The following is a 25,714-nucleotide window of genomic DNA, read 5'->3' on the forward strand; positions in this document are numbered from 1 at the left end:
CAGTACCTGATCCACCCCAGATAGGATCGGAGTGCCTGAATGCCGCCGTCGACGAGATCTGTGGGAGATGCGACTCAACGCCTACATCATGCTCGGAGACCCTGCCTTCCTCGGGCCGAGCGTGCGCTCCTACTATGCGATGGTCGATCGCATCGTCGTGTCATACGACGAGAACGCGACCTCGTGGACGGGTACGCCCCTCCCGATCGAACGTTGCCTCGAGATCATGCGAGAACTCGACACCGAGGGCAAATGCGATTACCGCCCCGGGCACTTCGGCCGATCCGGCTTCGACCCGCTCGCGAACGACACCCACCAGCGCAGCATTGCGCTGGCCCAGGCCGGAGACGGCGCGGATTGGGTTCTGCAGCTCGACACCGATGAGGTCGTGCCCCGCCCCGACGTGTTCCTCAGCGTGCTGGCGAACGCCGACGCGTCGGCTGCGTGGGCGCTCGACTACCCGGCACGCTGGCTCTACACGCGTGTGAGTCCAGGACGCTTCCTTGAGGCGAGCACCCGCTCATGGCGCACGGCGTGCTCCTACCCCGGCCCGCTCGCGGTCAGGGCCGGCACGCTGCTCGAACTGGCGCGGCAGACCGAGTTCCCGAAGTACCGTGCCGATGTGCGTCCGTGGAACACCGATCCCGCCGCGCCCCCGCATACGGTCGTGCACGAGGTCGTACCGGCGGAGGCCGCTGTGCTCCACTACAGCTGGGTACGATCGTCGGCGGACATCGCCAGAAAGGTGGGCTGGTCGGGGCACTCAGAGGAGTGGCGGACCAGTGGCAAGTACGGACAGTGGCTGCACTCGACCCGCCACCCCTGGTCGACAGCACTCAAGACGCCCTTCGCGCCGAAATGGCGCCAGTACCGGTTGAGCAGGGTCGCGGACTTCCCGGATCAGGGCGTCTGATGCGTATCGCCCTCGCTGCGAGCTCCTACCTTCCGCGACTCGGCGGTGTGGAGGAGCATGTCTTCCACCTGTCACGCCGGCTGCGTGCCCGTGGCAACGACGTCGTCGTCTGGTCGGTCGACCAAGGCGACGACGTCCCGGCGGACGATGACGGGCACCGGCTTCGCTATCTGCCGACGCCGATGCCGAGCAGATCCGTCGGCGGCCTGGTTCGCTGGATGAGGGAGCTGCCCGGCGCCCGCTCCGCGTGGAGAAGTGCGCTCGCCGACGACGCCCCGGACGTCGTCGTCATCCAGTGCTTCGGCCCCAATGGACGGTGGGCGCATGCGACGGCCAAGCACGCCGGCATCCCACTCGTATATGCGAATCACGGCGAGACCTTCATGGATGCCCACGACGCATTCGCCTCGTCGCGGCTTCTGCGGCGTTCACTCGCCGCCGCCATGCGGGACGCGGCTGCCGTCACTTCGTGCTCTGCGTACGCAGCCGCGGACCTCGATCGATTCGGCGAGCACCGGCCGGCGGCCATCGTCGCGAACGGGATAGATCTCGGGGCGGAGGCGCAGGAGCTGCCCGCCCCGGTTCCGCCGCGCTACATCGCCGGCGTGGGCCGCCTCGTGGAGAACAAGGGATTCGATGTGCTGATAGACGCCTTCGCCGAGGCGCGCAGCACCCTCGACGGCATCGATCTCGTCATCGCCGGAGACGGGCCCGAGCGGGGTCGACTGGAGATGCGGGCGATCGAGCGGGAGATCGCGACGCGCGTCCACTTCACCGGCGCCCTCACCCGCACGCAGGTGCGCACCGTCCTCGACGGCGCGCTCGCGCAGGTCGTCCCCAGCAGGGTGGAGGCGTTCGGCATCGTGATCCTCGAGGGGTGGCGTTCCGGTATCCCGGTGCTCGCGACGCGTCGCGGCGGCCCGGCGGAGTTCATGACCGATGGCGTGGACGGGTTGCTGTTCGATCCTGGGGACGCGACGGAGCTCGCTGAACTGCTCACGCGCGTGGCTGTCGATGCGGAGCTGCGCGGGGCGCTCGTTTCGCACGGGCGCCACTCCGTGCTGCGGTACACGTGGGACCACGTCGCCGCAGCATACGAAGATGTCCTTCGTCCCGTCGTCGCGGCAGTCGCGGCAGAGTCCAGGAGCTGACATGCCGACTCCCCCCACCTCCCCGGTGACGGTCTCCGTCGTGATCATCACGTATGCGCGGCCGCAGTACCTCAGCGAGTGTCTGCGCCACCTCCGCGAGATGCCCGAGCAGCCCCATCAGATCATCGTCGTGGACGGTTCTCCCGACGACCGCTCTCGCGACCTACTCTCGAGCGGGTTCGCCGGTGTCGAGTACATCCGACACAGTCTCGGAAAAGGCACCATGCCCGAGTCGCGTCAGCTCGGTCTCGCCGCAGCGACCGGCGATGTGGTGGCGTTCATCGACGACGACGCATACGCCGACCGCGACTGGCTCGCACATCTCACGAGGGCGTACGAAGACCCGACCGTCGCAGGCGTGGGCGGCCGCGCCGACAACGGACGACCCCACGAAGGCAATGAGGGGATCGGGAGCATCGGGCGTCTCCTGCCCAACGGCGATCTCACCGGGTTCTTCGCGGCCGATCCGCAGCGGCTCGTGCTCGTCCATCACCTCCTCGGAGCGAACCAGTCGTACCGGCGCGAGGTCCTCGCTGCCATCGGCGGTATCCGCGGCAACTATCCGGGCACGTGTCTGCGCGAGGAATCCGACATCTGCCTCCGGCTCATCGCGGCGGGCCACAAGCTGGTGTTCGACCCGCGGGTGCTCGTGCGACACGTCGCCGCGCCGTACCAGATCGGCGGACAGCGATTCGACCGGCGCTATCTCTACTATTCTCGCCGCAACCATGTGATGCTGCTCGCCCGCGTATACGGATGGCGAACCCGGCTCCTCCCCCGCTACTTCGTCACGGCGCTGCGTGCGCAGGGTGACTACTTCGCCCTGGTGAGCCGACTGCTCGTCAAGGGCACCGGTTCCGATGGCGCACCGGCGTCGGTCTCCCGCAGGATGACCTCGCCCATCATCCTCACGCGATCGGCAGTCGAGGTCGCCGGTCTCGTCGCGGGCATCTGGGCAGGCATCGACGGACGACGCCGGGACCGGCGCGCAGGCGTCGCCACGCCGTAAGCCCGCGTGCCCCGCCTCAACGCGAGCACCTCGGTATCCGTCCCTAGGCCTACCATTGGCCGTGTGAGTGTGATTGCCTCCCGCGGATCCCTTCGGGGAGTCGGCGTCACGATCGTGGGCGTCGTCGTCCTCGCGGCGCTCGGCATCGCCACGGGACTCGCGAGCGTCTGGCTTCCGGACTACGCCCTGCTCCTCGCCCTCGCCGTGCTTCTGATCGCCGTCGCGGCGATCGACATGTCGCTCGTACCCGTGCTGGCCGTTCCCGGGGTGTTCCTCGTCCAGCGCATCGGCCCGATGAGCGGCTCGGATCTCCTCCTCGGGCTATCGGTGCTCATCGCACTTCTGCTCATCCGCGGTCGAGGGATCATCACCATGCAGCCTCTGCTGTGGTCGGGAGCCTTCTACCTCGCGCTCACCATGCCGCAGCTCATCCTCAATCGGTACGCCGAGAACTACATCGAGTGGCTGCACGAGGTTGCGCTCGTCCTCGGCGCCATGGTCGTCGGGTTCGTCATCGGCCGTGAGGGCCACGCCCGTCTCGCGTTGGGCCTGTACGTCGCCATCTGCGTTGGAATCGGCATCACGGCGGGTGTGACTGCGCTCGGCAACGGATTCCAGCCGGTGTATCTCGGGGTCTGGCACAAGAACGCCATCGGCGCCTTCCTCATGATCGGCTTCGTGATCGCGCTGGCCAATCCGCCGTGGCTCGGGTGGCCGCGGTGGTTCGCCTGGACTGCCGTGCTCGTGTGCGCCGCCGGAATGGCGGCGTCGCAATCCCGCCAGGCGATCGTCGGCGCACTCGTCGGCGCACTCATCATCGGCCTGCGCCCCCGCTTCCACAATGGCAAGCGTTCGCGATGGATGTGGATTGTCCTCATCCCCGCCGGCTGGTTCGTCTATCAGGAGGTCGCCGAACAGCTGACCTCCGACAACGACTTCAGCTCCGCCGCGCAGCGGCTGACGTGGTACGCGTCGTCGATCGAGGTCTGGCTGCAATCGCCTCTGTTCGGGGTCGGCCACCGCTGGTGGACGACGTGGCACACCGGCTACGGCGGGTTCCAGCCGCCGAACGCCGAACTCGAGGTGCTCACGACCGTCGGCATCCTCGGGCTCGTCGGCTTCCTCGGCATGTTCGCCGGGGGGCTGTGGGCGCTCGCACGGATGAACCCCGTGTACGGCACCCTCGGCCTCGCCGTCGTGGCAGCGAAGTTCGCGCAGGGACAGTTCGACCTCTACTGGGTCGCCGGACACGCCTCGCTCCTGTGGATCATCGCTGGCATCTGCTACGGGATCCAGGAGCGAGACAGAGCGAGCGGGGTCGAGCGGATCCCGCACGAGGTCCAGACCGTGTGGCGACGAACACGCGGCGTGCGCATCTGATGCGTCGTGTCATCCATGCGCTGACCCCCGGGGATCATTTCTCACCTCGGACCGGCTCGGCAATCCCCACGGTCGTCCACGGCATCGCCTCCGCCTCCGCCGACGACCCGGACTACGCCCACTCCGTTCTTGTCGAGTCCTCGACCTACCGCCCCCGCTACACCAGCGCCGCGTCGATCGAGTATGCGGGCCGGGGCTACCCCGCGTCGTGGGAACGGGCCGTCGACCTCGGTCTGTCCCGCCTCGGCCTGCCGCGCGTGAGATCGCGCCGTTCGTACGGCCCGCTCGTGGACGCGATCGACGCGCGGGAGCCAGGCATTGTCATCGCGCACAACGCGCCGGTGCTTCCCGAGATGATCGCAGCGACACCGCACGCTGTCATCTACTACGCGCACAACGACCTCCCCCGCGGGATGTCCCGTCACGAGGCCACCCGCATGCTGGGCGCCGCCGTCGCCGTCGTCGTCGTCAGCGACGATCTGGCCGATCGCATCGCCGCGCGGGTGTCGCCATCGGTCTCCCAGCAGATCAGAGTCGTCGAGAACGGCGTCGACACCGACGCGTTCCAGCCGCCCGTGCGGACCGAGAGCGGCGACCGGACGCGCGTCATGTTCGTCGGGCGCGTCGTCGCGGAGAAGGGCCCCGACGTGCTGCTGCGCGCCGTGGCGGCTCTCGGCCGAGATGACGTCGACGTCGTCATCGTCGGAAGTCAGGGATTCGACCCGAAAGCAGCGCTCTCGCCTTACGAGCAGGAACTGCGCGCGCTGGCCGACGCCGTGCCCGGCACCGTCTCGTTCCGTCCGTTCGTCGACCGAGCGGCCCTCCCCGGGCAGCTCCAGTCGGCGGACGTCTTCGTCGCGCCGTCCCGGTGGGCGGAGCCCAGTGGGCTCACCATCGGCGAGGCCATGGCGACCGGTCTGCCGGTGATCGCGAGTGACATCGGTGGGATCCCGAGCGTGATCGGCGACGCCGGACTTCTCGTTGAGCCCGGCGACGCCCCAGCCCTCGCCGCGGGCCTCGGCGCACTCCTCGACGATGACTCCCGCCGTGCGGCCCTCGGCGCGCGTGCCCGCGAGCGGGCGCAAGCACGTTCGTGGGCGCACACCTGGACACAGCTGCGCGGCGTTCTCGACGAGTCCGCCGACTGATCAGGATCGCGTTGCGCCGAGCTCGCCCACGATGCGGCCGATCAGCCCCGTCAGCTCTCTCGCCATGCCGATCCAGTCCTCCACGGGCGAGTTGATCGGATCGGCGACGTCGTCGCGCGCATCATCACCGAGCAGGTCGGTCGGGGGCCGGTCCATACCGGCAACGTCCAGCCATCGACCGAGCGCCGCGCGGCGGGGCTTCGGGTGCGTCGTGATCCATCGGTCGAACTGCTTGACAGTGAAGATGCGGCCGCGCAGGTGCGGGTTGTCGGCGACGAGCTCCCGCGCTTGCGCCTTCGCCAGAGTGAGGATGACGTCGAAGCCGTCGAGATCCGTCCTGTCGAGCTCGCGACTGCGGTGCGAGGTGAAGTCGATCCCCAACATCGCGCCCGTCTCGATGCCGGCGCGCGGCATGGAAGCGCCGCCCGTCATGAGGCCGCCGGAGTACACCTCCCAGGATCGGTCGGCGAGGCGCCGCGCGATCGCTGCGGCGAACGGCGAACGGCACCGATTCGCCTGGCACACGAAGAGCACCTGGGCCACGCCCGGCACGGGGTCAGGTGACCGGACCGGAAACGCGATGTCGTGAGACGACGTCATGAGGCGTCGCTGGCGGTCTTTCGATCGGCGTCCGTGGTGTCGGGGCCGTCGGCTGCCTCGTCGCTGTCGGCGGCACGCGGGTCTTCACGATCCGCGCTCTCGGTTCCCGAGGCCCGGGTCCGGCTGCGCGGTGCAGGATCGGACGGGGCATCGAGCAATCGGCGGAGTTCTGCCACCGTGGCCGACGCCGCGGGGTCTTGTATCGCCGGCACCTGCGGCACAGGTGCGTGGGCACCGCGATTCACATAGTACGAGGCATACGTCTTCGGAAGTTTGCGGCGACTGCGGTTCGCCACGACGCCGATCACCTCTGCACCCGCGGCGTGAAGCGCCGCAATCGTGTCCGCGAGGAGAACACGGTCGGTCTTGCGTACCGACGAGATCACTACTGCGCCATCCGACTGGAGGGCCAGCAGCGCGGCGTCGGCCATTCCGATCGCGGGCGGCGAGTCGATGATCACCACGTCGGCGAGGCTGCGCAGATGGGCAACGATGTCGCCGAGTACGGGACGGGCCAGCAGATCCGCGGGGTCGGGCGGCTCGGCTCCGGCCGGCAGCACACGCAGCCGGCGGTAGCTGGTGGTGTTCAGTCGGCTCTCCACCGAGGAACGAGCGAGAGTTTCGCCGATTTCGTGCTCTTGCAGGATTTCGGAGAGACCTTCGCCGTCGGCAGCGTCGTAGAAGTAACGACCCAGGTCGGGACGGCGCAAGTCACCGCCGACCAGGATCACGGTCTTGCCTGCGCGCGCCCACGCCATGGCGAGGTTCGCAGACACGAACGACTTTCCGTCACCGGGTTCCACGCTCGTGACAACGGCGACAGCCTGACGATCCGGGAGGAAGACCTGCAGGGTGGACCGCAGCGTGCGAAGACGCTCGCTCAGATCGGTCCGGTCATTGTGCGCGACAGGGAGGGGAGGATGAGTACTCGCCACACCGCGATCCCAGCTCAGCTCACCGAGCGAGCGGGCGCCGGAGGTCGACTCGATCTCCTCCTCACCGCGCAGCCGGTTGTCGAACTGATCACGGATGAGGGCCGCGGCGATCCCGACGATGAGGCCGGTCGCCAGCGCCAGGAGCAGGACGATGAGAGCCGAAGGAACCGTCGGTTCTCCCGGCGCGGGGTTGGAGACGACGGCGGTCGCCGCGCCCGCATCGTTGACGCTCTCGATGGCGAGGTTGATAGTGGTCATCTTCGACAGCGCGGTGGCGAGATTTGTCGCGGCAATCGCGTCGCCTGGATCGTCGGCGACGGCCTGCTGAAGGTCCCGCGCCTCGGTGATCGCTTCGGCCTGGCGCTGTTGGAGGGTGACGAGCGCGGTGGCGAGCTGCTGGTCGACGTACGCCGTGTATGCCGACGCCACGGCAGCCGCGCGGCTCTGCGACTGGGTCGGCGACAAGCCCGTAGCGATGATCGCGACCCGAGCGAGCGGTGTGGTGCCGTCGATGACCACCTGAACAGAACCGGCCAGAGCACCCGGGTCCTCACCCAGCTGCTCTGCAGCCACATCCATCACCGCAGGCGACGTGACCGCCTCCTGACTCACATCGACCGAGACGCCGCCGATCTCGCCTGTGACAGCACCCTGGGTCACGACGCTGTTGAGGCGGACGACCTCTTGGCTCGAGTACGTGACGGTCCGCAGCTGCAGATACGCGAAGGCTGTGACGAGCGCCGCAAGCATGACGGCGACGATGATCCACCTGCGCTTCCACAGCACATCCAGAATCTGTCGGAGCGTCAAGACGAGTCCCCCAAAAGGCCATTGTGTCCCCGTGGACGTCAGGGCACCTGCTCTAGGTTACAGCGCCTCGTTCGGTGCATCTGCGCTGGAGCCGATCGCCTTCACCTGTGGCTGGACGCCGAGGGGGCGGTGCACGGCGAGGACCGACCCGAGGAGCCCCAGCACGCCGAGCACGATCGCGACGCCGAGTTGGGTCATGTGATCGCCGCCCCCGAATAGTCCGATCGCCTCCAGGAGATACAGGGATGCGACGACGATGGCCAGCGCGGACCCGATGGCGACGCCCCTCCGCAGGCGTGAGACCGGGGCGACGTCCGTGCGGACGAACGCCGCCAGAGCGCACGACACCGCGCCGGTCAAGACGATTCCGCCGAACGTGTCGCTCGCCCGGTGCGCGAACGACAGGACCGAGCCGAGCGAGACGTAGGCGACGAGGGCGGCGAGTACGAAGACCAGCACGCGCGACATCCAAGGCGGGCGGCACCAGATCACGGCGACCGACGCTGCGAGGGCGATCGCCGCATGGGAGCTCGGGAATGTGTTGTGCGCGTATGCGAAGTCGCCGAGGTCCGGACGCGGCAGGACCGCCTTCATGCCGACCGATGCGACGGCGACGACCGCCACCAGGATGATCGACAGCAAGACAGGCGTCCATCGACGCTCGAGTGCCGCGGTCAAGGCAGCGACCGCGGCGACGGCGAGGAGTCCGTAGAGCACCACGCTGCGACCCTCGTAGAACGCGAGCCAGGCTTCGCCGCGCAACCACCCCAAGACGCCGAGGGAGCCCGCATCGATTCGCTGGCCCTCCGCGGTGCGGACTGCGACGACGTAGAAGATGACGAACCCTATGGCGTAGGCCAGGCTCAGGGATGCGAACCGCCAGGCTCTCCTCACGGTCTCCGACGATCCACCCCGCTCAGACACGAGTCGGCCGCCTCAGCACCGCGCAGGACACCCGGGTCGCAGTCGCGACCTGCCGACGCGCCGGCGGAACGGCCGCAGCGAGCCCCTTCAGCACAGAGTCATCCCCCTTGCGACGCATGCCTCCGCTGGACGACGAGTCACCCAGCGACCCCCGTGCGCCAGAATGCGTCCCGACGGCCACGCACGGAGTCTCTCATCCCCGGTCGTTGCGACGATAGCGAATCCCGCCTGGTCTGTGCGAGGAAATCTCTCGTGACCATTTCCCGCGGTCCTGCTAGCGTCTATCCATGGGCAGCTCTGGGGGCACGCCTGATTTCGCTGAGCCGACGGTGGAATCGGATGGAATGACGCATCGTCGGCTGGGTCCGTCGTTGTCCGCCGACGACTTCAAGGGGCTGTTCCGGTGCCATCCGGGAGGGGTCGCCGTCGTCACGGCGGAGGGCGAACACGGACCGGTCGCACTGACGGCGACGTCGGTCTCATCGGTCAGCGCCGATCCGCCGCTCCTCGTCTTCTCGCTGTCGGCGCTGTCATCGGCGACCCCGACGATCGTGAGCGCCGAGACGGTGGTCGTCCACCTGCTCGACGCGAATGACCTCGGCCTCGCCCGCCTCTGCGCAGCCAAGGGCGCCGACCGCTTCGCCGACCAGGACAGCTGGACGCGTCTGGTGACCGGTGAGCACGTCTTCCACGGCGTGCGCGCGTGGGTGCGTTGCGCGGTCGTCAGTCGTATGGAAGCGGGCGGCTCCACGGTGATCGCCGCACACGCGCTGCAGTCCACGATCTCTCGTGACGTGGAGTCGGGCGAGGCGGGCGAGGCGCTCGTGTACTACAACCGGGCATGGCATCGCCTCGGCGAGCATTCGCTCATCTCGGACTGACGCTTCACCGTCGGATGGCTCGCCGGGTGGCCGCACGGCCGTCCGTTCTTCCGTCCGACCAGGACTTCCCAGGAGTGCCGCGATGAACAGCACTGCAAAGCGCGTCTTCGCCGTCGTGCTGTGGCTGGCGGTGATCGCCGTCGGTCTCTACCTGAGCATGCAGCGCTACCGCGATGCCGTGAGCAGCGACATCGGCACCGACCTGCGCATCTTCGTCGATGCCGCCGACCGGATCCGAGACGGCGGGAGTCCCTACGACGCCCCCGGGTACGTCTACTCGCCGTTCGTCGCGTGGCTGCTCCTGCCATTCCCCGACTTCGCCGCCGCCGTCGGCCCGTGGACCGCGGCCTCGATCGCGGCTCTGTGGGGAGCGATCGCGTTCGTCGCTGCGACGTTCTGGCGGCAACTTTCGTGGTGGCAGCGGCCGGCGCTCGCCGGCATTTCGCTGGTCTCGGTCCTGTACAGCCCGCTCCTCTCGCTCGACCTGTGGTTCGGGCAGACCGATCCGTTCCTCCCGCTCGTCTCTGCGGCAGCGGTGTTCTTCGCATCGCGCAACCGTCAGGTGGCGAGCGGCGTCTCCTTGGCGTTCGGCGCGATCATCAAGAGCTGGCCGGTCGGACTCGGCCTGTGGATGTTCCGGCGCGGCGTGCGCCACCGTGGCCGGCTCATCGCCGCGACGATCGGCACCGGGGCGGCGTTCCTCGCTCTCGCCGTCATCCTCCACGGGCCCGATCTGTTCGGTGAATGGATCGAGCGCACGGTCGAGCTGAGCGCGCAACCCCTCATCGCGTTCTCCGTGTGGGGGGCGGGGCGGCACCTGTTCACCCAGACCCCCGCCCTCGAACCGCTGTTCATCGCACCGGCACTCGCGGCAGTCGTCTCCTGGGGCCTGGCCGCCGTGGTCGTCGGCCTGATCGTGTGGACGCTGCTGCGCCCAGGCGACGATGCACTGTCGATGTGGAACATCGCCGCCGGGGTCGTGCTCCTGCTGCCGGTGTCGCACCTCTGGTACCAGCTGCTCATCATCCCACTGCTGTGGACCTGGATCGCCCACGCTTTCACGACTCGGAGGCGACTCGAGCCGCTGATCGGGGTCGCCGCGCTGACCCTCTGGTGGGTGATCGTGTTCCGGCTCCCACCACTCGACAACCGCTTTGCGGAGAGCACGCCGCAGTACATCGGCGTCGTCGGCTCAACGCTGCTCGCACTCGCGGTGTCGGTCTTCCTCGCGGCGCGTCTCGATGCGCGCCGGCGTGCTGATCAGCTGGAGCCGACGGTGAGCCCCACGGCGCAGAGCGCGACGATGACGAGCATCCCGCCCGCGGCGAACGCGTAGGTGCGCCCGAGCGGCTTCCAGAACTCCGACGTGCGGAACGGATCCTCGACATACCGCTTCGAGAGCCAGCCCAGCAGGATCGACACCGCGACGATGGCCAGCGCCCCGACCGATCGCGCATTCTCCCCCGTCGCGAGCAGCACGAGCACGTAGATCGGCTGGTGCCACAGGTAGACGCCGTACGAGACATCGCCCAGGAACTGCACCGGCGCGAGGGCGCCGTACTTCGTGGGGCTGAGCCACGATGTGCGCGTCTCGCCCCAGATCACCAGCATGGCGCCGATGACCGGCGCGAGTGCGGCGGGCGCGGGATGCGCGTCGGTGTGAGGCTGCACGGCTGCGACGAGTATCAGCGCGAGCCCGGTCCACGAGCACACGTAGTGCATGGCGGCGGCGGTGCGCGACCCGAGCCGCATGTGAGGCAGCCGGGGCACGAGAGCGAGCAGGCCACCGGCGGCGAACTCCCACGCGACCGACGGTGTCGAGCGCGCGGCATGCAGCGGATGCTGACCGGTCAGCCAGAGCGAGTAGATGAACGACACGGCGAACGCCACGACGAGCATGACTCCGATCGCCCGGAGGCGACGCGCGCGCGTGATGCCGCCCGATGACGGCAGCAGGCCGACGATCGCCAGGGCTGCCAGCATCAGCAGCGGCCAGGCGAGATAGAACTGCTCCTCGACCGACAGGGTCCAGAAGTGCTCGACCGGAAGCGCGTAGTCGACCCATGGCAGGAACCCGAGGTGTCGTGCGATCGACGCCCAGTTCTCGACGTAGAGCGCGCTGGCCGCCGACTCGATCAGGCTCGGCGCCCACGAGGAGGACGGCAGCAGCAGCATCACGCCGACGATCGTCACGACGATCACCACGAAAGCCGCAGGAAGAAGGCGACGGATGCGGCGTGCCCAGAACTCCAGCAGACGGATCGAGCCGGTCCGCTCGACCTCCTTCAGCAGCTGGGCCGTGATGAGGAATCCGGAGATCACGAAGAAGACGTCGACGCCGATGTAGCCGCTCGGGACGCGGGACTCCCACAGGTGGAACAGCAGCACGAGGGTGACCGCGACGGCGCGCAGCGCCTGGATCTCCGGGCGCACCGCGTGGCGTGCGCCCTGTGCGAGCAGCGATTCTTTCGACTCCGGTGTCGCGCTCATGCCGCTACAGCTCTCCGGGCTGCATCGCCTGCTCGTCGATGTCTTCCAGCACTTCTCGGAGATGGGAGGGGGTGCCCGGCTTCTTCGGTGCGTAGACCACCAGCGAGTGGAAGACGAAACGCACGATGAAGGCGATGACCAGGGTGAGAGCGGTCGCGATGACCGCTGAGAAGTGCCAGGTCTCGACCATCAGAGCCATCACCGGGATGCGGATGAGGGCTTCGGCGTTGTTGAAGCCGAAGGACTTCGCGAACCGCGACCACACGCCCGACGCCGCCTCGCGCATGTCCTGGAACACCACGCGCTCGAACAGCAGGAAGTTTCCGACGATCGTCACCTCGGCACCCACGACAGCGGCGACGACGTAGTTCACGCCCATCTCGGTGAGGGCCCACACGATCAGAAGATTCGCCACGGCTCCGAGCCCGCCGACGACCGCGAACATCGACATCTTGCCGAAGCGGAGCAGCGCGAGCTGGATGATGAAGTGGAACCCCTGCGCCAGCGACGCCTTCGACTCGCCGGCGTACCTGTCGCCGAAGTCGAACGGCACCTCGGCGACGCGGAAGGATCGACGCGCGAGGATCTCGAGCAGGATCTTGAAGCCGCGGGGCTTGAGCGTGGCGAGGTCGATGCGCCGCCGGTCGACCAGGAAGAATCCCGTCATCGGGTCGGTGACGTCGTGGAGCTTGACGGGGAACATCGCACGGGTGACGGCGGTCGAGACCTTCGACACCGCGACGCGGGTGCGATCGGCCAGACCGTGCGCTGTGCCGCCGCCGACATAGCGTGACGCGACGACGATGTCGACGTCGCCCTGCCGGAATCGGTCGACGAGCTCGAGGATCTTCTCGGGAGGATGCTGCAGGTCGCCGTCCATCACGATGCAGATGTCGGACTCCGCAGCACGGAACCCCTCGACGACGGCGCCTCCCAGACCGCCGGACTTCTCATCGCGGTGGATGAGGCGCACCGGGATCGGCGCCGACGCCGCCACTTCGCGGATGACCGCAGGCGTCTCATCGGTGCTGTCGTCGACGAAGATGATCTCGGCGCGCACGCCCTCGACCGCGGCGACCGTACGACGCACGAGTTCGGCGACGTTCGCCGCCTCATTGAACGTCGGTACGACGATCGAGATGTCGATGCTGTCCCCCCTCGGACTTCCGCTCCCCAGCGCAGACCAATATCGTGACACATCCTCTGCGGTGCGGGAAACATGTGTGGAACGCCGTCCGGCCCTCGTCCAGCTTGCATCCCGCAGAATGGAACGATGACCTCCCCCTCGACGATCACGATGTTCGGCGCAGACTGGTGCCGCGACTGCGTCCGCACCAAGCGTCAGCTCGACAGCCTCGGCATCCAGTACACCTACGTCGACCTGGTGGCAGATCCCGCGGCTGCGGATGTCGCCCGCGACATCTCTGGGCGCACCAACATCCCCGTCGTGGTCTACCCCGACGCGTCGCACCAGGTCGAGCCGTCCAACGCCGACGTCGAGACCAAGCTCCGCGAGCTCTCGCTCATCTGAGCGCGGCGCCCGCGGGCCGGACCGCGGGCAGCACCCCCGGCCTCACGCCCGGGCGAGCTCTTCCTTGACGATCTCGCGCATGCGCGCGATGAACCGGCGCTCCGAGAACGATTCGGCGTGGTCGGTGATGACCTCTTCCGACCAGGTGCTCGCGATCATGGTGTCGACGGCGCCGGCGATGTGGTCGACCTCGGGCCGTTCGAAGAAGATGCCCGTCGTGCCGTGCTTGACGGTGTCGAGGTATCCGCCGTCCTGCAGCGCGGCGGTCGGCTTGCCGAACGCAGCGGCCTCGAGCGGAGACAGGCCGAAGTCCTCGAACGACGCGGCGACGAGTCCTTCGGTGTTGGCGTACAGCCAGCGCAGCTCGGCGTCGTCGACCCGGCCGACGAGACGTGTTCCGCCCACCTTCTCGGCGAGCGCCTCGAGACGGCGCTGCTCCGGACCGGTTCCGACGACGACGAGGTCGAGCCCGGGAATCGAGGCGACGGCCTCGATGACGAGGTCGACGTTCTTGTACGGCAGCAGGCGCGCGACGCAGAGCACGAACGGGCGCCCGACGCCGATGATCTCGGTCATGGCGCCGTGACGCCCGACGAGAGCCGGCGGCGGAGCGAGCACCTCGGCCTCGATGCCGTACACCTCCTCGACGGCGCGCTTGACGACCGTCGAGTTGACCAGGTAGCGGTCGGCGGTCTTCGCGACCCGCTGATCCCACTCGCGCAGGTGCGACCCGAGCACATTGGTCGCGAGCTTCACCGCCGTGCCGCGGAGGCTCCGGCGCTCGGCGCCACCGCCCGCGTAGCGCTCGGTCTGGTAGAGCCACCGCGCCGGAGCATGGCAGTAGACGACCTTGCGGCCATCGGTCGGGATGCCGTGCGCCCAGCCGCTCGAGCTCGCCACGAGCACGTCGGCGTCGACGTGGTGGTGTGACACAGCTTCGGCGAGGAAGGGCAGGGCGAGGCGGTGGTGACGCCGCAGCATCCCCCAGTGGTTGATGCGCATCGGGCGCACGTCGACGTCGTCGAACTCCGGGAAGGACCCGGCCGGATCGTAGAGCGTCGTGTGAAGGGGCGACCCTTCGAACGCGCGTGTCATCGACAGCGCCACGCGTTCCGCGCCACCGCGCTGCGTCACGTAATCGTGTGCGAGCGCGATCGTCGCGTCGACCTTGTCGGCAGACGACCCCATGGCGTCGCCAGACCACACCGTCTTCGGCATAGAAAATCCCCAGTTGTACAGCCCCAGTGCGGCATCATCGCCGCGTCGCGTCGAGTTTCAACGCCATGTCGACGGCCCCCCGCCGACTGGCCGATTCTACCGCGCTATCGCCGAGACCGCACAGCCGATCCGACGACACCCACGAATCGCTCAGCCTGACGCGACAGCATCCGCTCATTAGTCTTGAGTCGTGAGCGAAGGCGTCGAGCGGAACACCCGGACGATCGAGGGTTCGGTCGTCACCGACTTCGCCCACCGCATGAGCTACGGCGGCTATCTCGACCTCGACACGCTGCTGTCGGCGCAGCGGCCGCTGAGCGGCGAGAGCGGCGGCGAGGAGCATCACGACGAGCTGCTCTTCATCATCCAGCACCAGACGACGGAGCTGTGGCTGAAGCTGGTGCTCCACGAGCTGTCGGCGGCGTGCAGGATGCTGCGCGAAGACCGCCTCGCCCCCGCGCTCAAATGCATCGCGCGGGTCAAGCACATCCAGAAGACGCTGACCGAGCAGTGGTCGGTGCTCGCGACGCTGACCCCTGCGGAGTACGCGGAGTTCCGCGGCGTCCTCGGCAACGCGAGCGGGTTCCAGTCGGCGCAGTACCGCGCGATCGAGTTCACCCTGGGCAACAAGAACGCCGGGATGCTGCGCGTCTTCGAGTCCGACCCGGCCGCGCACGCCCTCGTGAAGGCCGCCCTCGACGCGCCGAGCCTGTACGACGAGTTCCTGCGGATGCTCGCTCGGTCGGGCTACGACATCCCGACAGCGGTGCTCGAGCGCGACGTCACACAGGCGTGGCAGTTCACCCCCGAGCTCGTTCCCGTCTTCACCGCGATCTACGACGACCCGCAGCAGAACTGGGCGGCGTACGAGACCTGCGAAGAGCTCGTCGATCTGGAGGACAACTTCCAGCTGTGGCGGTTCCGGCACCTGAAGACGGTGGAGCGCATCATCGGCATGAAGTCGGGCACCGGAGGGTCGAGCGGAGCATCGTTCCTGCAGCGGGCGCTCGAGCTCACCTTCTTCCCCGAGCTGTTCGCGGTGCGGACGGAGATCGGCCGATGAGCATCGACCTCGACGCCCTGCAGGCCCGCCTCGGCGCGCATGCGCTCCCGGCGCGATCGGCCTCGACCGGCGAGGCGGGCGTCTCACTCCCCCCGTTCCATGACCACCACGTGCACCTGCACCTGATCGACTCCTCCGGGCTCGCGGCGCACGGCATCGCCGCCGTGGTCGACCTCGGCGGCGACCCGGTCGCCCTGGCTCGGATCGACGGCGGCGGATTCCCACGGGTGAGCTTCGCCGGCGCGTTCCTGACGGCGGCTGGCGGGTACCCGATCGGGCGTCCGTGGGCGCCGGATCGGATCTCACATGTCGTGACGGATGCCTCGACCCACCCCGGCGTCGCCGGCGGCGCCCGCACCGCGGTCGACGCGCAGGCCGACGCCGGGGCATCCGTCGTCAAGCTCTCGCTCAACGCCGCCGCGGGCCCCATCCCCGAGCGCGCCGTGCTCGAGGCGATCGTCTCTGCGGCGGGCGAGCGCCGGCTGCCCGTCGTCGCGCACTGCCAGGGTGTGGGCATGGCTGCCCTCGCCCTGGAGATCGGCGTCGACGTGGTCGCGCACACCCCCTTCGACGAGCGGCTCGACGCCGATGCGATCACGGATGCCGCGACCTCGGGCCAGGCGTGGATCTCGACGCTCGGCATCCATTCACCGTCTTCGCGCGAAATGGCGGTCGCGAACCTCGCCGCGTTCGCCGCCGCCGGCGGCCGCGTGCTCTACGGCACCGACCTCGGCAACGGCGACCAGCCCGTCGGCGTGAACGCGGAGGAACTGCGGCTGCTGCTGACTGCAGGGCTCGACCCGGCCGCCGTCGTCGCCGCGCTCGCCGACCCGTGGCCCGCCGCCGCTGCCCCGAGCGGCGTGTGCACGTTCGTGCCGGGCGCGGTGCCCTCCGACGACGCCGACCTGCCGGCATGGCTCGCCGGCGCACGCGTCGTGCCGTCCGAGGAGCTGATCCACGATGCACGCTGACCCGGCGGCGGATCCAGGCGCCGTCGACCCCGCCACCACGAACCCCGAGCCGACCGGCCCCGCGACGACCGACCCCGAGCCGATCGACCTCGAGCCGATCGACCTCGAGGCCGAGGCATCCGTCCTCGACACCGCCGATCCGCTGCGCGGACTGCGCGACCGCTTCGTCGGATCGGAGTCGTCGCTCGTCTACTTCGACGGCAACTCGCTGGGGAGGCCGCCGCGCGCGGCGGTGGAGCGCCTCGCGACGTTCGCGACCGAGGAGTGGGGCGGGCGCCTCATCCGCGGGTGGGACGAATCGTGGATGCAGCTGCCCTTCGTGATCGGCGACCGCATCGGCGCCGCGGCGATCGGCGCAGCCGCCGGCCAGACGGTCGTCGGCGACTCCACGACGGTGCTGCTGTACAAGGTGCTCCGCGCGGCCTTCGACGCCCAGCACGCCGCCGACCCCGAGCGGGTCGAGATCGTCGTCGACCGCGACAACTTCCCCACCGACCGCTATCTCGTCGAGGGCATCGCCGCCGAGCGCGGCGGCGCGGTGCGGTGGATCGACGTCGACACCGCTTCGGGCGTGACTGCCGAGGCACTCGCCGCCGCCGTCGGCCCGCGCACCGCCGTGGTGCTGCTCTCGCACGTCGCCTACCGTTCGGGCTACCTCGCTGACGCCGCAGCCTTCACCCGCATCGCCCACGACGTCGGCGCGCTCATCGTGTGGGACCTGTGCCACTCCGCCGGATCGGTGCCGGTGCGGGCAGACGAGTGGGGGTTCGACCTGGCCGTCGGGTGCACGTACAAGTACCTCAACGGCGGGCCGGGATCGCCCGCGTTCGCGTACGTGGCCGCGGGGCTGCAGGGGAGGCTCGCGCAGCCGATCCAGGGCTGGATGGGCACCGCCGACGTCTTCGCGATGGGCCCGCAGTACCGCCCCGCCGACGGACTGCGACGGTTCCTGTCGGGCACGCCGCCGATCGTCGGGATGCTGGCGATGCAGGACACCCTCGACCTGATCGACGAGGCCGGCATCGAGGCGATCCGCTCGAAGTCGATCGCCCTCACCGAGTTCGCGGTGCGGGTCGCCGACGCGCTGCTCGCTCCGCTCGGCGTGACGGTCGCGTCACCGCGGGACTCGACCGCCCGCGGCGGGCACGTGACACTGTCGCACCCGGCGATGCGCGCGGTCACGGCGCGACTGTGGACGCAGGACGTGATCCCCGACTACCGCGACCCCGACGGCCTGCGCATCGGGCTGTCGCCCCTGTCGACCTCGTTCGCCGAGGTGCTCACCGGTCTGCGCGCCGTCGAGGAGGCGGTGCGCGCCGAGGTGTGACCGCGCCGGCATGGTCCGCCGCATCCACGCCGCCCCACGCGGTCCGGCGTGATCGAGCAGGTGCGATCCGCTGGCTGACTGCGCGCAGCGGTCGGGCGCAGTCAGCGCGGCGCGATCGGGCGTAGTCAGCGCGGCGATCCCACGCGGTCCGACGTCGTCAGCTCCGCACGGCCGCGAACCACGCCGCGCGCACGGCGGCGACCGTGCTCTCGATGCGGAAGCGATCGGATGCCGCCTCCCGCGCGACCGCGGTGCGCTGAGCCGCGGCATCCGGATCGTCGAGAACGCGCGCGATGCCCTCGGCGAGCGCGGCGGAGTCGGCCGGCGGCACGAGGATGCCGAGACGGGTGACCTGCACTTCGCTCCCCGCCTCGGCGGCGGCATCGGGATCGAGCATCTCGCGCACGCCGCCGGCGTCGGTGGCGACCACCGGGATACCCGCAGCCATCGCCTCGGCAACGACCTGGCCGAACGGCTCGGGCACCGGCGACGCGTGCACGAGAACGGCTGCCGAGCGCAGGAGCGCCGACGGGTCGGACACCCAGCCGGTGAGCTCGAGGCGACCGCCGAGGTCGAGTGATTCCGCGTGCCGGGTGATCTGCGCCGCGTAGTCCTCCTCGGCGAAGAGGGCCGCGCCGACGATGCGGAACCGCACGTCGGGGCGGTCGCGGGCGAGGATGGCCGCCGCCTCGAGGAACTCGCGCTGGCCTTTCGTGGGGCTGATGCGGCCGATCATCGTGACGGTCGGCGCGGAAAGGGGCGGCTCGACGGGCTCGCCGACCGCGGCGGGAAGCGGCTCGACCGGCTCGCCGACCGCGGGTGCGGGGGGCGGCTCGACGGGCTCGCCGACCGAGGCGGCAGTCTGAGATGGGGCGGCATCCAGGAACGCTTCGGGCGACAGCCCGGGGTAGGCGAGGTGCGCCTTCCGGCGGGCCCGCTCGGGCAGGAGCAGCAGGGTGGCCTCGGAGTTGACGACGATCCGTCGCGGGCCGATGAGCGCCAGCATCCGCATCGCCCGAACGAGCACGTTGGGGAGGTAGTCGGGGGCGAGCCGGTCGTGCAGGTGCCACACCCACCGGCGCCCGGCGAGCGGGGCGGCGAGGGCGACGAGCACCGCCGATTTGAGGGAGTTGGCGACCACCAGGTCGCACTGCGCGCCGCGGATGGCACGCGCGAGGCGTGGCACGAATCCGAGCGTGGTGAACGCCGTGCGCGCCGCGGCAGCGGGTGCCATCACCCGGTCGCGCGAGGCGCGGTTCGTGCGTGCGTCGGCTGCGAGGACCGCGGTCTCGATCCCGGCACCGGTGAGTCGGCCGTGGAACGGTCCGTCTTCGAGCAGCAGCGCGCGGACGGTGATGTCGGCGCCGCCGATGCGCTCGACGACGCGCAGCAGCGCGAGTTCCGCGCCACCCTCCTGGCCGGTGTGGTCCACGACGAGCACGCGCACGGTCACGGCATCCCCTCTGCGCGCCCCGCGCGCGCCCCTCGCTCCGAGCCTAGGGCGTCGCCTCCGCGACCGCCCCAGGAACGGGACGCTCGCCTGTCGCACATCACCGGTCCGACCGTCGAATGCGACAGCGGAACCATCCCACGAGCGGACCCCGGACGCTCACCTGCCCCGAACCACGGCTCCTCCCGCCGAACGCGACAGCGGAACCATCCCACGAGCGGACCCCGGACGCTCACCTGCCCCGAGCCACAGGTCCCCCCGCCGAACGCGACAGCGGAACCATCCCACGAGCGGACCCCCGACGCTCACCTGCCCCAAACCACAGGTCCCACCGCCGAATGCGACAGCGGAACCCAGCACGAGCACCAGCACGAGCACCCGCACCCGGGCCTTCTCCACAGCGGGCCGGCGAGCGCGCGGCGCGGCCGCGGCCGGCGCTTACACTTGCGCGATGGGCACCGACGCTCCCGACGCCGGCGCGACCGCAGCCTCCGCTGCGCCCGACGCCGCCCCCGCTGCATCCACCGCACCCGCCACGGGTCGGCTCTCCGCTGCGACGATTTCGCGCTACGCGATCGGCTCGCTCGGCACGGGCGGCTTCGCCACCCTTCCGGGCCTCGTGCTCACGTACTACCTGACCGACTCGCTGGGCGTCGCGGCCATCGTCGCCGGGCTCGTGATCACCCTCGCGAAGGTGTGGGACGTCGTCATCGACCCCGTGATCGGCGCGCTCACCGACCGGGACCTCGCCCGCCACGGCACCCGCCGTCGCCTCATGGTGATCGGCGGCGCGAGCATCCCGGTGCTGTTCGCCCTCACCTTCGCCGTGCCGCCCGCCCTCGGTCCCGCGATCGGGGCCGCCTGGGTGTTCGTCGCGTTCCTCCTCACCGCCACCGCGTTCAGCCTGTTCCAGGTGCCGTACATCGCCCTCCCGGCCGAGCTCACCCCGCGCTACGACGAGCGCACGCGCCTGCTGACCTGGCGCGTCGTGGTGCTGACCCTGGCGATCCTGCTCTTCGGCGCGGGCGGCCCGGCGCTGCGCAGCCGCGTGAGCGACGACCCGGTCATCGGCTACCTCGTCATGGGCGTCGTGGCCGGTCTCACGATCGGGATCGGGATGCTGGTCGCCACGACTGTCGCACGCCGCCCTGTCACTGCGGGCCCGAGCGGCAACGTCGTTCCGGTGCGCACCGATGCGCTCCGCGCCTCGGGAACCGGCATCCGTCACCACTACGCCGCGGGGATCAACGCGCTGCGGCGCAGCCGTCCGTTCCGGATGCTGCTCGGCACGTTCGTGCTTCAAGCGCTGGCGACGGGCCTCATGCTCGCCGGCGCCCAGTACGTCGCGACGTGGGTGCTGCGCTCCGAGACCGCGGTCGAACTGCTCTTCGTCGCCCTCATCGCGCCCGCTCTGCTCGCCGCGCCGGCGTGGGGTGTGACTGCGCGACGCTTCGGCAAGGAGCGCATCTTCGCGATCGCGAGCACGGTGTTCGCGATCGCCGCGGTGTCGATCGTCGGGGTGCTCTGGGCGCCCGGCGAATGGATCTACGTGCCCGTGGGCATCGCCGGCATCGCGTACGCCGGTATGCAGTCGCTGCCGATGGCCATGCTCCCCGACGTGATCTCGCACGACGAGCACGCCAACGGCCCGGGGCATGCGGGCGCGTTCAGCGGCGTGTGGACCGCGGGTGAGACGGTCGGCTTCGCGCTCGGGGCGACGACGCTGTCGATCATCCTCGCCGTCACGGGGTACGTCTCGTCGACCGCAGCCGAGTCGGTGACGCAGCCGGATGCCGCGGTCACCGGCATCGCGCTCAGCTTCAGCGTCGTGCCGGCGGTGCTGATCGTGCTCAGCCTCCTCACCCTCTCGCGCTATACCCTGCGTCGCAGCGACATCGAGTCGCTCGGGGTCTGAGACCGCGTTGCAGTCGCTGTCATAGGATGCCGACGAATCGTCCGAAGGAGCACCACATGGCCCCCACTCCCGCGAACAGCGCGACACCCGAGTCCGGCGAGCCGGGCGGAACCGACACCACGACGGGGTCGGGCGCGACCAAGCCTGCGCCGGGATCCACCGCGAAGCCCGCGGCGAAGCGGACCGCTGCGAACAGCGCCGCGGCAGCGGGTGCGAAGACGACGGCCGGGGCATCCGTGACGAAGCGGACTCCGAAGACGGGTGCCGCTTCGACGGCGCCTGCGGCGACGAAGTCGGGTGCGACCGCGAAGGCGGGTGCCGCACGGAAGGCCGCGGCCACAACCCCCGCGCCCGCTCTCCCGGCCGATGAGCGCGCGGCGCTCGACGCCGCGATCGGCGACCTCGCCGGCGGATCGCACGTCTGGGCTGCGCTCACCGTGAGCCAGCGTGCGCGCCTGGTGCGCAGCATCCGTCGTTCGATCGGCACCGTCGCGCAGGAATGGGTCGACATCGCGTGCGCGTCGAAGGGGCTCGCACCGGGCCATGTGCTCTCGGGCGAGGAATGGCTGGGCGGCCCGTACGCCGTGATCACCCTCCTCGACGCGCTCGCGAGCTCGCTCGACGCGATCGCGACGGGCGCGAGCCCGCTCGACGGCGTCACCGTGGCGCCCGCCCCGGGTGGGCGTATTCGCGTGAAGTCGTTCCCGGCGAACGGTCGCGACAAGCTGCTGCTGTCGGGATTCACCGGCGAGGTGTGGCTCGAACCGGGCGTCACGGCGGCCGAGGCGCGGAACACCGCGGGGCTCGCGCAGCTCACGCCGGGCGACAACGGCGGCGTCGGGCTCGTACTCGGCGCCGGTAACGTCACCTCGATCCCCGTGTCCGACGTGCTGTACGAGCTGTTCGCCCACAACCGCGTCGCGCTCCTCAAGGTGAACCCCACGCAGGATGCCCTGGTGCCGGTGTTCGAGCGGGCGCTCGCTCCGCTGATCGAGCCGGGGTTCCTCCGCATCGTGCGCGGCGGACCCGCCGCGGGCGCCTACCTCACGGGCCACTCGGGTCTCGCCCACGTGCACATCACCGGTTCGGCTGCCACGTTCGACGCGATCGTCTGGGGCACGGGCGCCGAGGGCGCGGCGAACCGCGCGGCGGACGCACCGCAGCTGCAGGTGCCGATCACCGCCGAGCTCGGCGGCGTCTCGCCCATCATCGTGGTGCCGGGCGTGTGGACCGACGCCGACCTGAAGTATCAGGCCGAGCACGTCGCGACGATGCGGCTGGTCAACTCCGGGCACAACTGCATCGCCGGTCAGGTGGTGATCGTGAGCGCCGACTGGCCGCAGCGCGAGCAGTTCCTCCGGGAGCTGCACTCGGTCTACGCCACTGCGCCGCGGCGTCCGGTCTGGTATCCGCGCAGCGATGAGCGGCTCGGCGCCGTCGCCGAGGCGTATCCCGACGCGGTGTGGTCGGCCGACCGCACCCGTGCGATCGTCTCGGTCGGTTCCGGCACCGGCACCGGCACCGGCACCGGCACATCCGATCCGGTCGAGAGCATCGAGTACTTCGCCCCCGTGCTCGGCATCGTGGAGGTGCCCGGCACTGGCCAGGAGTTCCTCGACGCCGCCGTCGCCCACGCGAACGACAAGCTCACCGGCACCCTGGGCGCGAACGTGCTCATCGACCCGGTCACCGAATCCGCGCTCGGCGACGGCTTCGAGCGGGCGATCGCCGATCTGCGCTACGGCGCCGTCGCGATCAACACCTGGACGGCGTTCGTGTTCCTCTCGGCGACCCTGACGTGGGGCGGCTTCCCCGGTGCCACGACCGCCGACGTGTCGAGCGGCATCGGCGTGGTCCACAACGCCCTGCTGCTCGACCGCGTCGAGCGCTCGATCGGCCGAGGACCGTTCCGTCCGTTCCCCCGCGCCTTCGGCCGAGGCGTGTTCACCGTGCTGCCGACGCCCCCGTGGTTCGTCACGGCGCGCACCGGAGCCGAGGTGTGCGCCGGACTCACGCGGTACCTCATCGACGGCTCGCTCCCCGGACTCGTGAGCACCTTCGCGAAGGCGATGCGGGCATGAGCCCGGTGCGCCGTGCGCCCGCGGGCGCGCTGTTCGGCGCCGACGGCCTCGAGGCCGACTACGTCGTCGTCGGCGCCGGATCCGCTGGAGCGGTCGTCGCGGCGCGCCTCAGCGAAGACCCCGCGGTGTCGGTGCTGCTGCTCGAGGCGGGCGGGCCGGACAAAGCGCTCGAGCTGCACGTCCCTGCGGCGTTCTCGAAGCTCTTCCGCGGCGAGAACGACTGGGGCTACGACACGGTCCCGCAGACCGAGCTCGAGGACCGCACCGTGTTCTGGCCACGCGGCAAGACGCTCGGCGGCTCGTCATCGCTGAACGCCATGATGTGGGTGCGCGGGTTCGCCGCCGACTACGACGAGTGGGCCGAGACCGCGGGCGACGGCTGGTCGTGGGATGCCCTGGTGCCGTACTTCGTGCGCGCCGAGCACACCGCCGACGCGACGCATCCGACGCAGGGAACTGACGGTCCGCAGTCCATCGAGCACCAGCGCGACCCGCGCCCGCACACCGCCGCGTTCCTGCGGGCCGTGCGCGAAGCGGGGTATCCGGTGACGGCGCCGAACCTGCCGTCGGGCCAGGGGTTCTCGCAGACCATGGTCACCCAGCACCGCGGCGCCCGCGCGTCCACGGCCGACACGTACCTGAAGCCCGCGCGCGGCCGCGCGAACCTGCGCATCGTCACCGGCGCGCACGTGCGGAAGGTCACGTTCGAGCCCGCCGGAACCGGCGGGACGGATGCTGCGACCGGCGCCCCCGCGAGCGCAGAGCCGCAGGCGTCGGGAGTGTACGTCGAGATCGACGGCATCACCCGGCACGTGCGTGCCCGCCGCGAGGTCGTGCTCGCTGGCGGAGCGGTGAACACTCCGCAGCTGCTCATGCTGAGCGGCATCGGACCGGCGGGGCATCTCGCTGACCACGGCATCCGTGTGCTCGTCGACGCACCCGACGTCGGCGCGAACCTGCAGGACCACCTGGTCGCCGGCCTCGCCCCCGCGGCGCCCGGCGGCACGCTCTACGACGCCGAGAAACCCGGCGAGCTGGTCTCGTACCTCGCGCGACGGCGCGGCATGCTCACCTCGAATGTCGCCGAGGCCTACGGCTTCGTGCGCACCGAGGTCGCAGGCCGCACCGGTGCGCCCGCCGAGCTGCCCGACATCGAGATCATCTTCGCGCCCGTGCCGTACGTCGGCGAAGGCCTCGTGCCGACCCCGGCCCACGGCGTGACGGTCGGCGCGATCCTGCTGAAGCCCCGCAGCCGCGGCACGATCCGGCTGGCGTCGGGCGATCCGCACCAGGGGCCTGTCATCGACCCCGCGTACCTATCCGACCCCGACGGCGTCGACGCCGCGACCCTGCTCGCCGGCCTCGCCGCGTGCGAGCGGCTCATCGACACCGACGCGCTGCGCACGGTGACCACCAGCGAATGGGTGCAGCCCGCCGGCGGCGAGCAGATGTCACCGGCCGAGCGCGCCGAGCTGTCGATGCGCCGCTACTCGCACACGCTCTACCACCCCGTGGGCACGGCGCGGATGGGGACGGATGCCGCCTCCGTCGTCGACCCCGAACTGCGGGTGCGCGGAGTCGGGCGCCTGCGCGTGGTCGACGCATCCGTCATGCCGACGGTGATCCGCGGCCACACCCACGCTCCCGCGATCGTGATCGGCGAGCGCGGCGCCGACCTCATCCGCGGGCGCTGAGCGCGGCCGCAGGCCCCGACGCAGCCCGGCGCCTGCCCGCATCTGTGTGACCGCGGCGCTTCACCGACGCCCAGCACGCAGGTGCGTGCACCAACTCAGGATGAACACCCGCGACAAGCGCAGGCGGGCGCCCAGCGCCGTCTCATCCTGAGTCAGTGCACACGCAGCGGTGCGGCCGACGGCTTCACGGCGCGGGCCCGGCGCCGAGGAACCGATGCCCAGC

The 25,714-nt window shown here is 70.2% G+C and carries 21 protein-coding genes; 14 read left to right on the forward strand and 7 right to left on the reverse strand.

The features are described from left to right. The first annotated feature begins 31 nt into the window (after window positions 1-31). The 5 genes from JOD63_RS12945 (at window position 32) to JOD63_RS12965 (ending at window position 5,601) form a co-directional block, all read left to right on the forward strand. Complete coding sequence (locus JOD63_RS12945) at window positions 32-913, forward strand: hypothetical protein (RefSeq protein ID WP_169748391.1); 882 nt, start codon at window positions 32-34, stop codon at window positions 911-913. Then, on the forward strand, window positions 913-2,064 hold the full coding sequence (locus tag JOD63_RS12950) for a glycosyltransferase family 4 protein (protein ID WP_052682445.1): 1,152 nt from the start codon (window positions 913-915) through the stop codon (window positions 2,062-2,064). Before JOD63_RS12945 ends, JOD63_RS12950 begins: the two co-directional genes overlap by 1 nt. Before the next feature lies 1 nt (window position 2,065). Beyond that, entirely contained in the window at window positions 2,066-3,073 is a 1,008-nt protein-coding gene (locus JOD63_RS12955; protein ID WP_045275006.1) for a glycosyltransferase family 2 protein, read from the forward strand. Window positions 3,074-3,136: 63 nt separating this feature from the next. Beyond that, on the forward strand, window positions 3,137-4,453 hold the full coding sequence (locus JOD63_RS18260) for an O-antigen ligase family protein (RefSeq protein WP_157003955.1): 1,317 nt from the start codon (window positions 3,137-3,139) through the stop codon (window positions 4,451-4,453). After that, the gene (locus tag JOD63_RS12965) at window positions 4,453-5,601 is read left to right on the forward strand and encodes a glycosyltransferase family 4 protein (RefSeq protein WP_169748390.1); all 1,149 of its coding nucleotides are present in this window, start codon (window positions 4,453-4,455) and stop codon (window positions 5,599-5,601) included. The genes JOD63_RS18260 and JOD63_RS12965 overlap by 1 nt, the downstream gene beginning before the upstream one ends. Here the strand turns inward: JOD63_RS12965 and JOD63_RS12970 are convergent, their stop codons facing one another. The 3 genes from JOD63_RS12970 to JOD63_RS12980 are packed head-to-tail and all read right to left on the reverse strand — an operon-like array spanning window position 5,602 to window position 8,840. Further along, complete coding sequence (locus JOD63_RS12970; RefSeq protein ID WP_211088114.1) at window positions 5,602-6,153, reverse strand: arsenate-mycothiol transferase ArsC; 552 nt, start codon at window positions 6,151-6,153, stop codon at window positions 5,602-5,604. A 44-nt stretch (window positions 6,154-6,197) separates the two neighbouring features. Beyond that, window positions 6,198-7,946, reverse strand: a complete 1,749-nt coding sequence (locus tag JOD63_RS12975) for a polysaccharide biosynthesis tyrosine autokinase (protein WP_084613421.1) — start codon at window positions 7,944-7,946, stop codon at window positions 6,198-6,200. Between the two features lie 57 nt (window positions 7,947-8,003). After that, the gene (locus JOD63_RS12980; protein WP_045275003.1) at window positions 8,004-8,840 is read right to left on the reverse strand and encodes a phosphatase PAP2 family protein; all 837 of its coding nucleotides are present in this window, start codon (window positions 8,838-8,840) and stop codon (window positions 8,004-8,006) included. 374 nt (window positions 8,841-9,214) lie between these two features. Here JOD63_RS12980 and JOD63_RS12985 point away from each other — a divergent pair, with 374 nt between their 5' ends. Both JOD63_RS12985 and JOD63_RS12990 read left to right on the forward strand, forming a co-directional pair. Beyond that, a complete protein-coding gene (locus JOD63_RS12985; protein WP_045275002.1) occupies window positions 9,215-9,751 on the forward strand; it encodes a flavin reductase family protein in 537 nt (178 codons plus the stop codon). Between the two features lie 82 nt (window positions 9,752-9,833). Then, the gene (locus JOD63_RS12990; protein ID WP_045275001.1) at window positions 9,834-11,087 is read left to right on the forward strand and encodes a glycosyltransferase family 87 protein; all 1,254 of its coding nucleotides are present in this window, start codon (window positions 9,834-9,836) and stop codon (window positions 11,085-11,087) included. On the opposite strand, the gene JOD63_RS12995 is transcribed toward JOD63_RS12990, so the two are convergent. Together JOD63_RS12995 and JOD63_RS13000 are read right to left on the reverse strand one after the other, a co-directional pair. After that, window positions 11,012-12,241: an acyltransferase family protein gene (locus tag JOD63_RS12995; RefSeq protein WP_052682442.1), complete on the reverse strand. Its 1,230-nt coding sequence runs from the start codon at window positions 12,239-12,241 to the stop codon at window positions 11,012-11,014. The genes JOD63_RS12990 and JOD63_RS12995 overlap by 76 nt on opposite strands. Window positions 12,242-12,245: 4 nt before the next feature. Further along, complete coding sequence (locus JOD63_RS13000) at window positions 12,246-13,388, reverse strand: glycosyltransferase (protein ID WP_045275047.1); 1,143 nt, start codon at window positions 13,386-13,388, stop codon at window positions 12,246-12,248. Between the two features lie 126 nt (window positions 13,389-13,514). Here JOD63_RS13000 and JOD63_RS13005 point away from each other — a divergent pair, with 126 nt between their 5' ends. Next, the gene (locus JOD63_RS13005) at window positions 13,515-13,772 is read left to right on the forward strand and encodes a glutaredoxin domain-containing protein (protein WP_045275000.1); all 258 of its coding nucleotides are present in this window, start codon (window positions 13,515-13,517) and stop codon (window positions 13,770-13,772) included. A 42-nt stretch (window positions 13,773-13,814) separates the two neighbouring features. Here JOD63_RS13005 and JOD63_RS13010 read toward each other — a convergent pair whose 3' ends face one another. Beyond that, window positions 13,815-14,990 (reverse strand): glycosyltransferase, encoded by a 1,176-nt coding sequence (locus JOD63_RS13010; RefSeq protein WP_245243934.1) that lies wholly within the window; start codon window positions 14,988-14,990, stop codon window positions 13,815-13,817. 190 nt (window positions 14,991-15,180) lie between these two features. Here JOD63_RS13010 and kynA point away from each other — a divergent pair, with 190 nt between their 5' ends. Genes kynA through JOD63_RS13025 form a run of 3 tightly spaced genes read left to right on the forward strand, consistent with a single transcriptional unit; the run spans window position 15,181 to window position 18,351 of the window. Then, window positions 15,181-16,053 carry a tryptophan 2,3-dioxygenase gene (gene kynA, locus JOD63_RS13015; protein WP_045274999.1) on the forward strand — a complete coding sequence of 291 codons (873 nt, stop codon included), beginning with the start codon at window positions 15,181-15,183 and terminating at the stop codon, window positions 16,051-16,053. Next, window positions 16,050-17,024 carry an amidohydrolase family protein gene (locus tag JOD63_RS13020; RefSeq protein WP_045274998.1) on the forward strand — a complete coding sequence of 325 codons (975 nt, stop codon included), beginning with the start codon at window positions 16,050-16,052 and terminating at the stop codon, window positions 17,022-17,024. The genes kynA and JOD63_RS13020 overlap by 4 nt, the downstream gene beginning before the upstream one ends. Further along, the gene (locus tag JOD63_RS13025; protein WP_084613420.1) at window positions 17,014-18,351 is read left to right on the forward strand and encodes a kynureninase; all 1,338 of its coding nucleotides are present in this window, start codon (window positions 17,014-17,016) and stop codon (window positions 18,349-18,351) included. Before JOD63_RS13020 ends, JOD63_RS13025 begins: the two co-directional genes overlap by 11 nt. A 157-nt stretch (window positions 18,352-18,508) precedes the next feature. Here the strand turns inward: JOD63_RS13025 and JOD63_RS13030 are convergent, their stop codons facing one another. Continuing rightward, window positions 18,509-19,804 (reverse strand): glycosyltransferase, encoded by a 1,296-nt coding sequence (locus JOD63_RS13030; RefSeq protein ID WP_045274997.1) that lies wholly within the window; start codon window positions 19,802-19,804, stop codon window positions 18,509-18,511. Between the two features lie 448 nt (window positions 19,805-20,252). Here JOD63_RS13030 and JOD63_RS13035 point away from each other — a divergent pair, with 448 nt between their 5' ends. The 3 genes from JOD63_RS13035 to JOD63_RS13045 are packed head-to-tail and all read left to right on the forward strand — an operon-like array spanning window position 20,253 to window position 25,491. Then, window positions 20,253-21,716 carry an MFS transporter gene (locus JOD63_RS13035; protein WP_084613419.1) on the forward strand — a complete coding sequence of 488 codons (1,464 nt, stop codon included), beginning with the start codon at window positions 20,253-20,255 and terminating at the stop codon, window positions 21,714-21,716. A gap of 56 nt (window positions 21,717-21,772) precedes the next feature. After that, window positions 21,773-23,797, forward strand: coding sequence for an aldehyde dehydrogenase family protein (locus JOD63_RS13040; protein WP_084613418.1), 2,025 nt, complete (start codon window positions 21,773-21,775; stop codon window positions 23,795-23,797). After that, window positions 23,794-25,491 carry a GMC family oxidoreductase gene (locus JOD63_RS13045; RefSeq protein WP_045274996.1) on the forward strand — a complete coding sequence of 566 codons (1,698 nt, stop codon included), beginning with the start codon at window positions 23,794-23,796 and terminating at the stop codon, window positions 25,489-25,491. The genes JOD63_RS13040 and JOD63_RS13045 overlap by 4 nt, the downstream gene beginning before the upstream one ends. Window positions 25,492-25,714 lie beyond the last annotated feature (223 nt).

This window comes from Microbacterium terrae, from assembly GCF_017831975.1.
Lineage (GTDB): Bacteria > Actinomycetota > Actinomycetes > Actinomycetales > Microbacteriaceae > Microbacterium > Microbacterium terrae.